Annotated in this window: 10 protein-coding genes; 9 read left to right on the forward strand and 1 reads right to left on the reverse strand. The window is 60.3% G+C overall.

Annotated elements, in window-relative coordinates:
• Window positions 1–185: 185 nt before the first annotated feature.
• From ybaK to HMPREF9452_RS00110, 4 genes are all read left to right on the forward strand, one after another.
• Window positions 186–692, forward strand: a complete 507-nt coding sequence (gene ybaK / locus HMPREF9452_RS00095; RefSeq protein WP_009140056.1) for a Cys-tRNA(Pro) deacylase — start codon at window positions 186–188, stop codon at window positions 690–692.
• A gap of 111 nt (window positions 693–803) precedes the next feature.
• Window positions 804–2123 (forward strand): C40 family peptidase, encoded by a 1320-nt coding sequence (locus HMPREF9452_RS00100; RefSeq protein ID WP_009140057.1) that lies wholly within the window; start codon window positions 804–806, stop codon window positions 2121–2123.
• Window positions 2124–2253: 130 nt separating this feature from the next.
• The gene (murJ, locus tag HMPREF9452_RS00105) at window positions 2254–4353 is read left to right on the forward strand and encodes a murein biosynthesis integral membrane protein MurJ (protein WP_009140058.1); all 2100 of its coding nucleotides are present in this window, start codon (window positions 2254–2256) and stop codon (window positions 4351–4353) included.
• A 122-nt stretch (window positions 4354–4475) separates the two neighbouring features.
• Complete coding sequence (locus HMPREF9452_RS00110; RefSeq protein WP_009140059.1) at window positions 4476–5438, forward strand: lipid II:glycine glycyltransferase FemX; 963 nt, start codon at window positions 4476–4478, stop codon at window positions 5436–5438.
• A 349-nt stretch (window positions 5439–5787) separates the two neighbouring features.
• On the opposite strand, the gene HMPREF9452_RS00115 is transcribed toward HMPREF9452_RS00110, so the two are convergent.
• On the reverse strand, window positions 5788–7023 hold the full coding sequence (locus tag HMPREF9452_RS00115; RefSeq protein ID WP_009140060.1) for a carboxylate--amine ligase: 1236 nt from the start codon (window positions 7021–7023) through the stop codon (window positions 5788–5790).
• A 163-nt stretch (window positions 7024–7186) separates the two neighbouring features.
• Between HMPREF9452_RS00115 and uvrC the strand changes: the two genes are divergently transcribed.
• The 5 genes from uvrC to HMPREF9452_RS00140 all read left to right on the forward strand — a co-directional run bounded on the left by uvrC (window position 7187) and on the right by HMPREF9452_RS00140 (window position 15107).
• Window positions 7187–9085 (forward strand): excinuclease ABC subunit UvrC, encoded by a 1899-nt coding sequence (gene uvrC, locus HMPREF9452_RS00120; protein ID WP_009140061.1) that lies wholly within the window; start codon window positions 7187–7189, stop codon window positions 9083–9085.
• Window positions 9086–9536: 451 nt separating this feature from the next.
• Window positions 9537–11138, forward strand: coding sequence for an ABC transporter substrate-binding protein (locus HMPREF9452_RS00125; protein WP_009140062.1), 1602 nt, complete (start codon window positions 9537–9539; stop codon window positions 11136–11138).
• A gap of 126 nt (window positions 11139–11264) precedes the next feature.
• Window positions 11265–12224, forward strand: a complete 960-nt coding sequence (locus HMPREF9452_RS00130) for an ABC transporter permease (RefSeq protein WP_009140063.1) — start codon at window positions 11265–11267, stop codon at window positions 12222–12224.
• Window positions 12225–12227: 3 nt separating this feature from the next.
• On the forward strand, window positions 12228–14279 hold the full coding sequence (locus tag HMPREF9452_RS00135) for a dipeptide/oligopeptide/nickel ABC transporter permease/ATP-binding protein (protein ID WP_009140064.1): 2052 nt from the start codon (window positions 12228–12230) through the stop codon (window positions 14277–14279).
• On the forward strand, window positions 14280–15107 hold the full coding sequence (locus tag HMPREF9452_RS00140; RefSeq protein WP_009140065.1) for an ABC transporter ATP-binding protein: 828 nt from the start codon (window positions 14280–14282) through the stop codon (window positions 15105–15107). It begins immediately after the preceding gene.
• Window positions 15108–15265 lie beyond the last annotated feature (158 nt).

The raw sequence follows: 15265 nt of genomic DNA on the forward strand, positions 1-15265 counted from the left end.
CTCGTTTTCCGCAGATTCTAGGTTCAAATCCTTCCTCCGGCTCCAGATTTTTTCAGGCCTCCTCGTGGGGCCTTTGTTGTATCGGGACTCGTTTTAGAGGGTTTCCACCCAAAAGCTCGTCCAAGTAATCAGCCCGAGGGCTCGCCTACGGAGCCGGGGCGCGGGGATCAAAAGGAGGAAGCGCGATGGCAAAGCGCGAGAAGCTTCAGAAGACCAATGCAATGCGTGAACTCGATAGCGCTGGGCTCGCCTATACGGTCCATACGTATGAGGTGGACGAATCCGATTTATCCGGTACGCATGTTGCCAGCGTGCTGGGGCAGGATCCCGATTGCGTGTTCAAGACGTTGGTGACGGCGACGCCCGAGGGCGGTCATGTGGTGTGCTGCATCCCGGTTGCCGAGGAGCTGGATCTTAAGCGCGCGGCAGCAGCGGCGGGGGAGAAGTCTCTGTCGATGTTGCATGTTCGCGACCTGCTTGCAACAACGGGATACGTTCGCGGCGGGTGCTCTCCCGTGGGCATGAAGAAGCGTTTTCCCACACTCATCGATGAAACTGCACAATTATTCGACACCATCATGATCTCTGGCGGACGCCGCGGTGTGCAGATTGAAATCACGCCCGATGACCTTGGAACTTACTGCGCGGCGACGTTTGCCGACATTTGCCGTGCGACCGACGCGAGCGTGTGATTGGGGCCCGTAAACGGCCTGAAAGGTGTTGAGGACGTGAACGCCATTGGCGCGATGGTTGCGGGGCTGCTAGTATAGAACGGTCCGCCGTCGATAGAAAAGGTCGATGAAATGATGCTAAAACGTACTCGCGCGGCTGTTACGGTTGCCACTGCATTTGCACTCGCGGCTTGCACTATTCCCGCTCAGCCCGCTTACGCTGAGCCGTCCGATCAGCTGCAGCAGCGCGTCAACGAGGCGTATGCTCAGCTTATGAGCTACACGCAGGAGCTCGAGCTCGCCGGCAACAAGCTTCAGGAGGTTAAAGCCAACCTGAGCAACGTCCAGGCTGAGATCGAGGCCACCAAGACCGAGATCTCTGAGAAGGAAGCAGAGCTCAAGGTGGCTCAGGAGGAACTGAGCGGTCGCCTGTCCGATAGCTATAAGCGAGGCGACGCGAGCCTTCTCTCCGTCATCCTTGGTGCAAATGACTTTAGCGAGCTCTTTTCTCGCATGTTCTACGCGAACAAAATCGCCGAGCGCGATCAGCAGGCAATCGACGCCGTGCGCACTGCCAAGTCCGAGCTTGAGAAGAAGCAGGAGGACCTGGCGAAGCAGGAGGCAGAGCAGAAGCAGCTGGTCGCCGACCAGCAGCAGCAGACCGATACGGTCGCCGCTCGCGTCAACGCCCAGCAGAACTTCTACAGCGGTCTCGATAACCAGCTGAAGGAGCAGCTTGCCGAGGAGGAGGCCCTTCGCATCGCCCAGGAGGAATATGCGAAGCAGCAGGCCGCCCAGCAGCAGAACAACGGCTCCTCGTCCAACAACAACTCTTCCAACACGGGTAATGCTGGAAATACCAACAACGGTGGTTCCAACAACAATTCCTCGTCCAACAACAACAATTCCTCGTCCAACAACTCCAACAACAACACTTCGAACAACAACTCCAACAGCAATTCGAACAACAACTCCAACAACAACTCCGGCTCCAGCAGCAACTCCGGTTCCAACAACAACAGCTCGTCCGGCAGCAGCAAGCCCAGCACTCCTGATTACGGCTCTAATTCCGGCAACGCTCCTTCCAGCGTGGTCGATATCGCGTTGGCGCAGGTGGGCAAGGAGTACGTATACGGTACTGCCGGCCCCAACACCTTCGACTGCTCCGGCTTGGTGTCTTACAGCTACGCGCAGGTTGGTTATTCCATCACCCATTGGTCGCAAGGCCAGTTCAACCTGGTTCAGTCCAAGGGTCACCTGGTGCGTTCCGCAAGCTCGCTGAAACCCGGCGATCTGGTCTTCTGGGGTTACAGCGCAACCTCGATTTACCACGTGGGCATCTACATTGGCGGCGGCCGTTACGTTCACGCCTCCATGCCCGGCGTTGGCGTTGTTACCGCTACGCTCAACACCGGCAGCGCCACGTATATGGGCGGCGGCTCTCCGGTGTAATCCGTTCGCGAGATTGCAGTTACATAGAAAACACGTCAACGTGTGATGATTATCAGGCTTCGGGTCATTCCCGGAGCCTGATTTATAGTTAAGAGACTATGGAGCAATGAAGGGACCTAAGGGGGACCCAATGGATATGGACGAACGACCGCGGGGCAGGCATTTTGCGTCCAAGCCCACCGTAAGGAGCGAGGCGCCTCGTCCCGATGAGACGACGGCGTTTCTGGCCGCTGCGCGCACGCGCTTTGAAGGCGATGGCATGCCCATGCGCCGACCGGACGAGACGTCTGTCTATCTGTCTGCTGCGGAGCGCTCGCGTTTAGAGGCGGCGCTGGCCCCTGTTCCTGTGCAGCCTATGGGCGAGATGGACAACGTGGGCGATCTGTTCCCCGCTGATTCCGAGCTTGTGGCAGAGGAAGGGAGCGATTTCGCCACCGGCGAGTTGTTTAGCGACGCCGGTGTGACCGGCGCGCTTTGTGGTGACCATGCAGCTCTGGTTTCGCACGCTACCCCGTCGCATGTTGCCGCTCGCGCTCATGCGGCCGCCCGCGGGGATGCTGCGTTGGAATCTGAACCCGTTGAGTCCACGGGTGTAATTCCAGCTATGGACGAGGATTTTGAGAGCGAGGAAGAGGTCGAGCAGATCGCCTCGCAAAAGGCGAACACGGCGAGCATCCTCGTCATCATCAGCCGCATTACCGGCTTTGGCCGCACCATGGCCCAGGCCAACGCGCTGTCCGGCGCCCTTATGGCGGTGGCGAGCTGCTACACGGTTGCCTCGACCATGCCCAACTTCTTGTACGAGCTGGTCATGGGCGGCATGCTCATCACCTCGTTTTTGCCCGTCTACGTTTCCGTACGCAAGCGTCTGGGACGCCAAGGCGCGGCGGATTACGCGTCCAACCTGCTCTCTCTCGTGGTCATGCTCATGGGCGTGATGTCCGTGGTGAGCTTTATCTTCGCGGCGCCGCTCATTTGGACGCAGTCCGCAGGTGCCAGCTCTGACTTCAACTTCGACCTCGCGGTATGGTTCTTTAGGTTCTTCGCGTTTGAGATCGTGCTGTACGGTCTTTCGTCCATTATCTCCGGCGTACTCAATGCGGAGCGTGACTACTTTTGGAGCAACGCCGCTCCCATTGTGAACAACGTCATCACCATCGCGTCGTTCTCGCTGTATGCATATGTGGTCAAGAGCGGCATCCTTACGTGGGAGCAGGCACTGATCATCTTGGCCGTGGGCAATCCCTTGGGCGTCGCCGCGCAGGTCTTTATGCAGATACCCGCCCTGGCGCGCCACGGTGTACGCCTGCGTTTCCGCGTCGATCTGCACGACCCCGCCATCAAGGAGACCTTGGCTATCGGTCTGCCCACGCTGGTGGTCACGTTCGCGTCGTTCCCAACGTCTGCCGTGCAGTCCTCTTGCGCCCTGCAGGTCACGGCCAACGGCGCCGCCATCGCATATTACTCGCGCGTGTGGTACGTGCTGCCATACTCCATTTTGGCGATCCCCATCTCGGTCACTATGTTTACCGAGCTGTCCAACTTCCGCGTTGCGGGCCGCATGGACGCCTACAAGCGCGCGCTGGTCTCCGGCATGCGCAAGCTTATGTTCACGCTCATTCCGTGTTCGCTGCTGCTGATTGTCTTCGCCCCGGTGCTCATCGCGGTCATTGGCGGTTTTGATGCCGAGGACGCCGCACTTACGGCTGCCTACCTGCAGGTCCAGGCCGTGGCGTTGCCGTTCTACGCGCTGTCCACCTATCTGCAGAAGGTATGCTCCTCGCTTATGCGCATGAAGTTCTACGCCATCGCCACCTGCGTGGCCGCCGTGGTGCAGGTGACGTTCTGCATCGTCCTCACGCCCGTCTACGGCCTGTACGTGGTTCCGTTTAGCTCCACGTTCTTCTTTATCGCCGTCGACGTGGTGACCATTTTGAATGTTCGCCGCGAGATTGGCTCCCTGGGTCTTTCGTCCGTGGTGTCCAGCTGCGTGCGCGGGCTGGTCTTTGGCCTGTTGGGCGCGGCGACCGGCGCCGGTATCCTGCTCGCTCTCAGCATGTTTGCGGGCGAAGTGGGCGGATCCATGATGCGCGGCTTGACTTATGCCTGCGCGGCCGGAATCCCATCCTTGATTGTGTGCTATGGCTTGTCATACGCTATGCATAAGTCCGAGGCGCCGTTCTTCGACGCTATCTTTGGCAAGGTAGGTCGTCTGGTGCGCAGGGCGTAGGACGGCGGGGGCGGGCCCGCTTCTGGTTGCGCCGCCCTTCATCGTCCACCTACCTGTCTGCCAATCTTTGTAATGAAGCCCGGCATGGTTGCCGGATATTAGAGATAGATGGAGTATCAACCGTGGAATATCGTCTGATCGACACGCAAGAGGCCTGGGACCAGATTGTCCGAACCCATAACGGCCACCCCATGCAGTCTTGGGGCTGGGGATCGCTCAAGGAGCAGACCGGTTCTTGGACCGCGCATCATGTGGTGTGCGAGGATGCCGGCTCATTTGTCTGCGCCGCGTTGGTACTGGTTCGCAAGCTTCCCTGGCCGTTCAAGAGCATCTGCTATTCTCCGCGCGGTCCCATTGTTGAGGATGTCGCCGATCTGCCCCGCGCTGCGGACCTTATCGCCCAGTGGTGCCGCGAGCACGTGCACGCCGTTTCGCTCAAGATCGACCCGGGCGTGTCCGGCGTGACCCTCAATGACGGTTGGAAGCAGGGGAGCACCATCTTGATCGCCAACACCGCGGTGATCGATACCGTGCCGGATGAGGATGCCGTTCTCAAGAGCTTTCATTCCAAGAAGGCCCGCCAGTACATTCGCAAGGCCGGGCGCATGGGCGTCGAGGTGCGTCGTGCAACTCGCGAGGACCTGCCGGCCATTCTCGACCTCTATCACAAGACGGCTGAAGAGGATAACTTCTTTATCCATGATGACCATTACTACCAGGTGGCATTTGACGCTATGGACGATGTGAACCAGGTCTTTGTCGCCGAGTGCGAAGGTCGCCTGCTCGCGTTTCTGTGGAACGTCACCACGCCTGCCGCTGCGTTTGAGCTCTGGGGCGGCGTGAACGAGGAAGGTAAAACAAAGCGCGCCAACTACTTGCTCAAGTGGACGGCGATTCTTGAGGCTAAGCAGAGTGGAGCTGTACTCTACGATCTCAACGGTCTGCTCAACGACGGTATCAGCAAGTTTAAGATGCTCTTTATCGAGGAGCCCACGCAGTGGATCGGCACGTTCGATAAGCCGCTGAGCCCGCTGTTTGGCGTATGGGAGGGCTCGCTCAAGCTGTATCGCAGGCTGTTCAAGTAGGTTTTTGTGGCCATGCCTTCCGTGCGTGGCCTTTCGTGCCCGTCGCTTTGTGCTCTTGGAAAACGGCCCGTTGTAATACATGAATCGAATTGGGCCGTTTTATGAGGGTAAAATGGTTCGCTGTAATACACATTTTAAGATTGGTATTAAAAAGAACCAGAAATCTGAGAAAAAGTGGTCCCCCGTAATACCAATTCCAAAATCGGTATTACGGGGGACCATATGAAACGGTTCAAAATGGTCAAAAGTAATACGCGAGTTCCGGGTATTACTTTTGACCGTTTTTTGCGTCAGTGTCGGCGGCGCGCATCATCGCTGCAAGGCGCGCCGCCGCAGCCGCCGAGCGACGCTAGAACGAGGTCTCGGTGGGCTCGGGGTAGTAGCGTGCGAACTTGCGGTACTGGTTGTTCTCCGTCAACTCCACGTCCACCATGCGGCGCAGCGAGCGGTCCGCGGCGTAGCGCTGCGGGTCAAACACGCGGTTCTGGCTCATCAGGCGGTCGACGCGCGCCAGCAGTTCCGGGTCGCGCACGTAGCGGCGCAACAGGCGGGTGGGCACCAGCGAGTAGAGGATCTCGTTGGTGATGCGCACCGGCCCGACGTCTCGTCCGCAAACCAGGTCCTCAACGCAAAACGCCATGGGGTTTGCCCCCGCCGCGCAGTTGTAGAACGAGTTGCGGCCAATGCGCGGGTTTACTTCCAAGAACAAGCGGCGGCCCGTGGCGGGGTCGCGCTTGATATCGAAGTTGGCAAAACCGCGGTAGCCAATGCTGGTGAGCATGTGGGCGCACTTGTCCCATACGTCGTCCATGGGCTGGGTGATCATGGCCACGGGGTTGCCCAGCATAGAGGGCGCGTGGTCTTCCAGCAACACCTGAGCGCCGCCAAACATGGTGGTCTTGCCATGGCTATCTATGTAGAGGGTGACGCTGTCCATATAGGTGTCGTCGCCGCCGATAAGCTCCTGCACCAAAAAGTTGCCGGCGAACCCGGCGTCGCGCAGCTTGGCCCATAGCTCGTCCAGCTGCTCCTGGCGCTCGATAAAGTAGACCTTCTTAAAGCCCATGTTGATAAAGCTGGCGTATTCGGGCGAGTACGCGGGCTTGGCAACCAGGGGAAAAGCGATTTTGCTGGGGGCGATCGGCTCGTTTCCAGCCAAGCGCACCAGTTCGGTTGCGGGCGTGTCCAGGCCGTGCGCGCGGCATAGCTCGTTAAAGCGGTTCTTGTTCGAGACCTGTGCGATCACCTCGGCGGACGGGGTGGGCGAGACTATGCCCTCGATCTGCGCCTTGGCGGCGTTAACGGCGGGGATGCACGGCTCGGAGTTGGTGATCAGCACCACGGTCTTATCGCGGTTGCGCACCGCGATGCGGCGCACGTGATCGCAGATCTCCTCCGGTTCGGTGGTGGTGCAGCGAACGTGTTCAAAAATGCGCGAATGCTTGATGATGCCTATGGGCTCCTGAATCAGCGAGATCGCCTTGCAGCCGTATGCCTCGTGGAACTCGCGTCCAATAGCGTAGGCGCCAATGTCGCCTCCCAAGATGACTGGTAGGATAGATGCATCATGCGAGATGCGGACCATATTCGTCCCCTTTGCATCGAGATGTTTCACGGGCAAGGTCGCGCGGCCCTTCGGCGCGCGGTCGCTAAGGGGACATGATACCGCATGGCCGTGCCCTTGCTTTCACGGCGGTGCGCACGGTGCGTTTTTGGACGAGGAATCTACAGCGTTTGGGAGGAGCTGCATGGATATCGCGGGCGGTCCCGTGCCGAGTATCGCCGAGCAGGTGGCGCAGGTGCCCACCGATCCCGGCTGCTATCTGTGGAAAGACGCTTCCGGCCAGGTTATCTACGTGGGCAAGGCCAAGAACCTGCGCGCCCGCATGCGCCAGTACGTCACCTTGCAGGACGACCGCCAAAAGATACCCCTCATGATGCAGCTGGTCTCCAGCTTCGACTACATCGTGGTCGACAACGAGCACGAGGCACTTGTGCTCGAGCGAAACCTCATCGGCCAATACCATCCCTATTTCAACGTTGATTACAAGGACGATAAGTCCTATCCCTACATCGCCATCACCAAGGGCGACGTCTTTCCCGCTATCAAGTACACGCGCGAGAAGCATCGTCCAGATACGCGCTATTTCGGCCCCTACACGGACAGCCGCGCGGCGCGGGCGACCATCGATACGTTGCGCAAGGTGTGCCCCATCTGCAGTGCGTCGTGTACGGAGTGGAAGCGCGTGCGCCGCCTGTTAGAGAAAAGCCCCCAGGATGCGGACCTCATCGGTCTTATCTGCGCGCAGAAGGGCCGCCCCTGTTTCGATTACCACGTGGGGCGCGGTCCGGGCGTGTGCGCGGGCATGATCGACGCGGACTCCTACGCTAAGAACGTGCGCCGTGTGGAGCGCTTCTTGTCCGGCCAGCGTCGCGACCTCATCGCAGACCTTAAAGAGGAAATGTCCGCTGCCGCCGCGGAGCTTGATTTCGAGCGTGCCGGCCGCGTCAAGCGCCGCCTCGAGGTAATCGACGGGCTGGACGATCGCCAGCAGGTGGTGTTCCCAACCAGCGTGGATATAGATGTCATCGGCTTCTACCGCGAGGAGACCATCGCCGGGGCCTGCGTCTTTGTAGTCCGCGAGGGCCGCACGCAGCGCACCTGCGAGTTCATTCTGGACAAGGGCTTCGACGTCTCGGAAGAAGAGCTCATAGAGGGCTTTGTCAAGCGCTATTACGACGAGACGGCGGATATCCCCGCAGAGGTCGACGTCGCCTGCGAGCTTGAAGACGGCGAGATGATAGGGGAGTGGCTTACCTCCAAGCGCGGCCGCGTGTGCCGCCTGCACCGCCCCCAGCGCGGCGAGAAGCACCACCTGCTCGAGACGGCGCAGCGAAACGCCCGCCATGCGCTGCTTCGCTACATGGTGCGCACCGGCTATGCAGACGACCGCACCAACCAGGCCCTGCTTCAGCTGGAGAGCGCCCTGGCCCTGCCCGCGCCGCCGCTTCGCATCGAGTGCTTCGACATCTCCACCATCCACGGTCGGTTTACCGTGGCGTCCATGGTGGTGTTCACCAATGGTCGCGCGGACAAATCGCAATACCGCCGCTTCAAGATCCGCGCTGAGCTGGACGAGGCGAACGACTTCGTTTCCATGCAAGAGGTCCTGGGTCGCCGCTATGCTCCAGAGCGCATGGCGGACGAACGCTTTGGCTCGCGGCCGGATCTACTTGTGGTCGATGGCGGCAAGCCGCAGCTGACCGCGGCGCTCACGCAGCTGGAAGAGCTGGGGCTCGACATCCCCGTGTGCGGTCTGGCAAAGGCGGACGAGGAGGTCTTTGTGCCCTGGGACGAGACTCCCGTTGTGCTTCCCACCGGCTCGGCATCGCTCTACCTCATCAAGCAGGTGCGCGACGAGGCCCATCGTTTTGCGATCACGTTCCACCGCGAGCTTCGTGACAAGGCTATGACCGTATCTATTTTGGACGAGGTGGAGGGTATAGGACCGCGTCGCAAAAAGGACATCATGAAGCACTTTGGCTCGATGAAGCGACTGCGCGAGGCGAGCGTGGATGAGATCGCGGCGGTTAAGGGCGTAAGCGAGGACGTTGCCCGGGCGCTTTACGATACCCTTCGTGCATAAGACTGTTCAGCACAGTTTTTTCCTCTGTCATAACAAACGGTAAAGTGCAAGTTTTCATCCCGTGAACGGCATATTTCACGGGATGTTTTTTTGTCATCTGGTTATAACAAGTGGTATGAAGAAAAAAGGGCTGAAAGAATTCGATAAAAAACGAGAGTGATAGGGCGGTTTACTAAAGTAGAGTGCTCAACTGGGGTAACTCTAATAATGTACAAATGTATACGAAGCAAGCTCGAAATAAACTGGTATTAGTGGTCTTCTCAATAACACCTTGGCAATAATAAGTCAACAAATCCGTGAACGGTCGGTTTTTCCGTATGCGCGATTCAGGGTAACGCTCGCCGAGCGGACAACCGAGCGTTCGGATGTGGTCGGTATTGTTAGGTTGTCCGTAAATTGCACGGCGGGTTTTGCCCTGCCGCGTGAAAGCTCTAGTGATTGGAGAGCTATTATGCACGATCTGATGAACAGGCGTTCCTTCCTCGGTCTCGCTGGCAGCGCTGCCGCAGTTGCCGGCCTGGGTCTCGCCGGCTGCGGTGGCGGCGGCGACAAGCCCGCTGGCTCCACTCCGGCCGAGGGCGGCACCAAGGGCGGCGGCACCATCACCGCAGGCTCCGCCTACACCACCACCAACTTCGATCCGTCGAGCACCTCCTCCGCTCTTGCATGCGGCACCAACTGGCATGTCGTCGAGGGTCTGTACGGCCTGGACTTCCATGACTACAGCGTCTACAACGAGCTGGCCGCCGGCGACCCCGAGCAGGTCGACGACACCACCTATGAGATCGCCCTGCGCGACGGCGCCAAGTTCTCCGATGGCAACGCCGTGACCGCTGACGACATCGTCGAGTCCTTCGTCCGCGCTACCGCCGAGGGCAACATCTACATCCCGATGCTGGCTCCCATCGCCTCCGTCGAGAAGAAGGACGACGCCACCGTCACCGTCAAGACCACCGTTCCCAACTTCTCCCTGCTGAAGGAGCGTCTGGCGATCGTCCGCGTCGTCCCTGCTTCTTCCACCAAGGAGGACATGACCGCCAAGCCCGTCGGCTCCGGCCCCTGGATGTATGAGTCCATCTCCGACTCCGCCGTCGACATGGTTCCCAACCCCGAGTACAACGGCGATCATCCTGCCAAGGACAAGAAGCTGCACTACGACATCCTGGTCGACCCCACCGCTCGCGTCACCGCTCAGCAGGAAGGCTCCACGCTCGTCATGGAGATGGTTACCGCTGACGCCGTCGAGCAGCTCGAGTCCGCCGGCTGCAAGATCGACGTCGTCGACGGCTTCGGCACCCGCTTCATGCTCTTCAACACCCAGAAGGCTCCGTGGGACAACGTCAAGGCCCGCCAGGCCATCATGTACGCTCTCGACTACGACAAGATGATCGAGAACGCGTTCGCCGGCCTCGCCTCCGCCCCCACCTGCTATCTGCCCAAGTCCTACACCAACTATCATGAGGCCTCCACGGTCTACACCCATGATGTTGACAAGGCTAAGTCCCTCCTGGAGGAGGCCGGCGCTACCGGTGGCGCCATCAAGCTCCTCACCACGGACAACGAGCAGGTCAAGACCATGGCCGTCCAGGTCCAGCAGGACCTCAAGGAGCTCGGTTTCGACGCTGAGATCGTGACCCGCACCACCGCCGACACCTACGCCGACATCGACGCCGGCGGCGACTTCGACCTCCTGCTCGCCCCTGGCGATCCTTCCTGCTTCGGCGCCGACCCCGACCTGCTCATGAACTGGTGGTACGGCGACAACGCTTGGATGAAGGTCCGCGCCCGCTGGAGCGAGTCCGTTGAGTGGAAGCAGCTCACCGAGCTCATGTCCTCCGCTCTGGGCCAGACCGGCGACGAGCAGCAGGAGACTTGGAACAAGTGCTTCGACATGATCGCCGAGCAGGCTGTCCTGTACCCGGTTCTCCAAGTCAAGACCGCTACCGCCTCTTGGAGCGAGAACCCCAACGCCGAGGGTGTCCGCATCGAGGGCTTCGAGGGCATCGGCACCACCGGTTTGTCCTTCATCGACTGCACCACTGTTACCGAGTAACTTCGGTTTCACGAGCACGCCTTCACGCGTGACAAAAAGTACGTGAAGTGGGGGGTTTGGGTGACTCGCTCTACCTGAACCCCCCATTCATCGTTTACTGCAGTATCAGTAGAGAGAGGGGAAGCAGTGAACAATCTTTTGCGCCTCATTGGCCGACGTCTCGTCGCGCTGCCCATCATGGCACTCGGCGTCACGTTGCTCGTGTTCGGCCTCATGTCGTTCACCGACCCGAGTATTCCCGCGCGCAACGCCCTGGGCGAGGGCGCCTCGCCTGAAGCGATCGAGCAGTATATGGAGGAGCAGGGTCTTAACGACCCGCTGCCCGAGCGCTACGTGAATTACATCGGCGGTCTGCTCCACGGCGACCTTGGCACCTACGGCGCAGCGCGCACGTCCGTGTCCTCCCGTATCGCCACGGCCCTGCCCGTTACGATGCAGCTGACCTTCATCGGTCTCATCATCGGCGCCATCGTTTCGTTCGTGCTTGGCGTCATCGCGGCACTTTACCGCGACAAGTGGCCCGACCAGTTGATCCGCGTGTTCTCGATCGCCGGCATCGCTACGCCTTCCTTCTGGTTGGCAGTCTTGATGATCTTGGTGTTCTCGTCTTACATGCACCTGCTGCCGGCTTCCGGTCCTCTGCCGCATTTCACCACCAACCCTGGCGGCTACCTTGCGCGCATGCTCATGCCCGCCATCGCCTTGGCGTTCCCGCTGACCGGCCAGATGACCCGTATCGTTCGTACGGCTATGGTCGAGGAGCTCGACAAGGACTATGTCCGCACTGCTCGCGGCGGCGGCCTTCCCGAGTTCGTGGTCATCGCCCGCAACGTGCTTCGCAACGCCCTGATCACCCCCGTTACCACGCTGGGCCTCAAGATCGGTTACCTCATGGGCGGCGCCGTCGTCATCGAGGTCATCTTCAACCTCCCCGGCATGGGCACGGCGATTCTCGCTGGCATCACCGGTGGCGAGACCATGCTCGTCCAGGGCGTCGTCATCGTCGTCGCGCTCGCCTTCGTCATCATCAACATCATCGTTGATATGCTGTATCTGCTCATCAACCCGCGTATTAGGACGGTGTAGGCCATGGTTAAGATTCGTGAAGAACAGACCGAGCGCCTCGAGGATGCCGCTTCCAAGGGCCTTAAGTTCGGCGGCTTCAAGAACATGAAGCTTGGAAGCAAGATCTCCCTCATCCTTCTCGTGCTCGTGGCGCTTACTGCCATCCTCGCTCCTGTACTCGCTCCGCATGACCCGCTGGAGATCTTTACCGCGCGCCAGGCGCCCGGTGGCGGCTTCCTGTTCGGTACGGACGATAAGGGTCGAGACATCTTGTCCCGCATGCTCTACGGTGGTCGCTACTCGCTGGTCATCGGCTTTGGTGCAACCCTGTTCGCACTGGTGTGCGGCTCCATTGTCGGTGCCATCGCCGCCGTTTCCCGCAAGGCCGTGTCCGAGGTCATCATGCGCCTGCTCGACATCATCATGTCGGTTCCCGGCATCGCCCTGGCAGCCGTTCTGGTCTTGATCCTCGGTAACTCCGTGCCCGCCATCATCTTCTCCATCGGTTTCATGTACACGCCGCAGATCGCTCGTATCGTGCGAGCAAACATCGTTTCCGAATACGGCGAGGACTACGTCCGCGCGGTCATCGTGTCCGGCGCCCAGGCTCCCTGGATCCTCGTTAAGCACGTCCTGCGCAACTGCATCGCGCCCATCATGGTCTTTACCGTCACCCTGGTCGCAGACGCCATCATCTTCGAGGCGTCCCTTACCTTCATCGGCGCGGGCATCACCGAGCCGACGGCTACATGGGGCAACATCCTCGCTGACGCCCGCGGTGGCGTACTTGCCGGCCGTTGGTGGCAGGCGCTGTTCCCCGGCATCGCCATTATGGTTACCTGCCTTGCGCTGAACATTCTTTCCGAGGGCCTGACCGACGCTATGGCTGCCAAGCCCGGCGCCCCCGTCAAGTCCAACGACTCCGAGTCCAACCGCGCTGACGACATCTTGGTCAATAATCCCGTTCTTGCTTACGAGCAGCAGGCTGAGTCCCTGAATCGTCGTCTCGGCGCCCTGCGCGATGTCGAGCTCAAGCGTACCGACCGCCACGTGCCCGACCTGTCCGTCGAGCCCCTGCTCGCGGTCAAGGACCTCTCCATCAGCTTCGAGAGCCACGGCGACGTTAAGGTTGTCGACGGCGTGTCCTTCGAGGTCCGCCCCGGCCAGTGCATGGCGCTGGTGGGCGAGTCCGGTTGCGGCAAGTCCATTACCACCAAGGTCATCATGGGCCTTACCGACCCCGGCGAGCAGATTACCGGCCAGGTGCTGTTTAATGGCAAGGACCTGCTCAAGCTCACCAAGGAAGAGCATCGTCAGCTTCTGGGCCACGAGATCGCCATGGTCTACCAGGACGCCCTGTCCTCGCTCAACCCCTCCATGCTCATTTCCAGCCAGATGAAGCAGCTTACCAGCCGCGGTGGCACCCGCAGCGCCGAGGAGCTCCTCGAGCTCGTCGGCCTCGATCCGCAGCGCACGCTCGAGAGCTATCCGCATGAGCTGTCCGGCGGCCAGCGCCAGCGCGTCCTTATCGCTATGGCGCTTACCCGCGACCCCAAGCTCATCATCTGCGACGAGCCCACCACCGCGCTGGACGTTACCGTTCAGAAGCAGGTCATCAAGCTCCTGAACGACCTTCAGGCAAAGCTCGGCTTCGCTATGATCTTCGTGTCGCACGACCTTGCCCTGGTGGCCGAGGTTGGCTCCGAGATCACCGTTATGTACGCTGGCCAGGTTATCGAGCAGGCTCCCACCGTCGAGCTGCTCACCAACCCAATCCACGAGTACACCCGCGGCCTGCTTGGCTCCGTCCTCTCCATCGAAGAGGGCGCCAAGGACGGTACGCGCCTGCATCAGGTTCCCGGTTCGGTTCCCTCTCCGGAGGACTTCCCCCGCGGCGACCGCTTCGCACCGCGCTCCAGCCACCCCACCCTTGGCCTGGACGTCCATCCCGTTATCAAGTCCGTTCCGGGCAAGTACCATCGCTACTCGGAGCTTCCGGACGATTACCTCAAGGCCAACGGCCTCACGCCCTACCTTGAGACCATCAGCGCCAAGACTGCCTCGGAGGTGATGTAGATGAGCGCTGCGCAGAATGCCGAGAAGGAGCCCATCATCTTCCTCGACGACATTTCCGTCACGTTCAAGACCCGTACGGGCTCGCTCCTCCATCCCAACCTGGTCCACGCCGTCAACAATGTCTCGATCAAGCTCATGCCGGGCGAGACCATCGGTATCGTCGGCGAGTCCGGTTGCGGCAAGTCCACTACCGCCAACGTCATGTGCGGCCTGCAGAGCCCCACGTCCGGCAAGGTCTACTTCAAGGGCCAGGACGTCACCAAGCGCACCGCCGATCTGCGCAAGCAGATGGGTCGCGTGGTCTCGGTCGTCTTCCAGGATCCCGCGACGGCTCTGAACCCCCGCATGATCGTCCATGATCAGCTGCTCGACCCGCTGCTGGTCCACAAGGTGGGAAGCCCCGCCGAACGTGAGAAGCGCATCAACGAGCTTATCGGCTTGGTCGGCCTTCCCAAGAGTGCCCTTCGCGCCCTTCCCGGCCAGCTGTCCGGCGGTCAGCGCCAGCGCGTCGCCATCGCCCGCGCCATGTCGCTGAACCCCAGCGCCATCATCGCCGACGAGCCCACTTCCGCACTCGACGTGTCGGTTCGCGCCCAGATCCTCAACCTCTTGACCGACCTCAAGAAGGACCTTGGCCTGTCCATGATGTTCATCAGCCATGACATCCAGACGGTCCGCTACATCTCCGATAAGATCATCGTCATGAACCATGGCCAGATCATGGAGCAGGGTCCCGCTAAGCAGGTCTTCGAGAACCCGCAGGACCCCTACACCAAGCTGCTGCTTGGCGCCGCGCCCTCGCTGCTGCATCCCAAGCTCGGTGAGTAGTCGTATTATTTGAACGAGTTCGCGCGTCCGGCACTTTACGCTGGGCGCGCGTTCTTGGGTGCTCTATAATTCGCGTCCGTTCACGGTCGCTGCCGTTGCGTTGACGGTTTATGACCAACAGCTCTGGGCTTGGTGTCCAGGGCCTTACAGATAAGGAG

This window comes from Collinsella tanakaei YIT 12063 (assembly GCF_000225705.1).
In the GTDB taxonomy this organism is placed as follows: domain Bacteria; phylum Actinomycetota; class Coriobacteriia; order Coriobacteriales; family Coriobacteriaceae; genus Collinsella; species Collinsella tanakaei.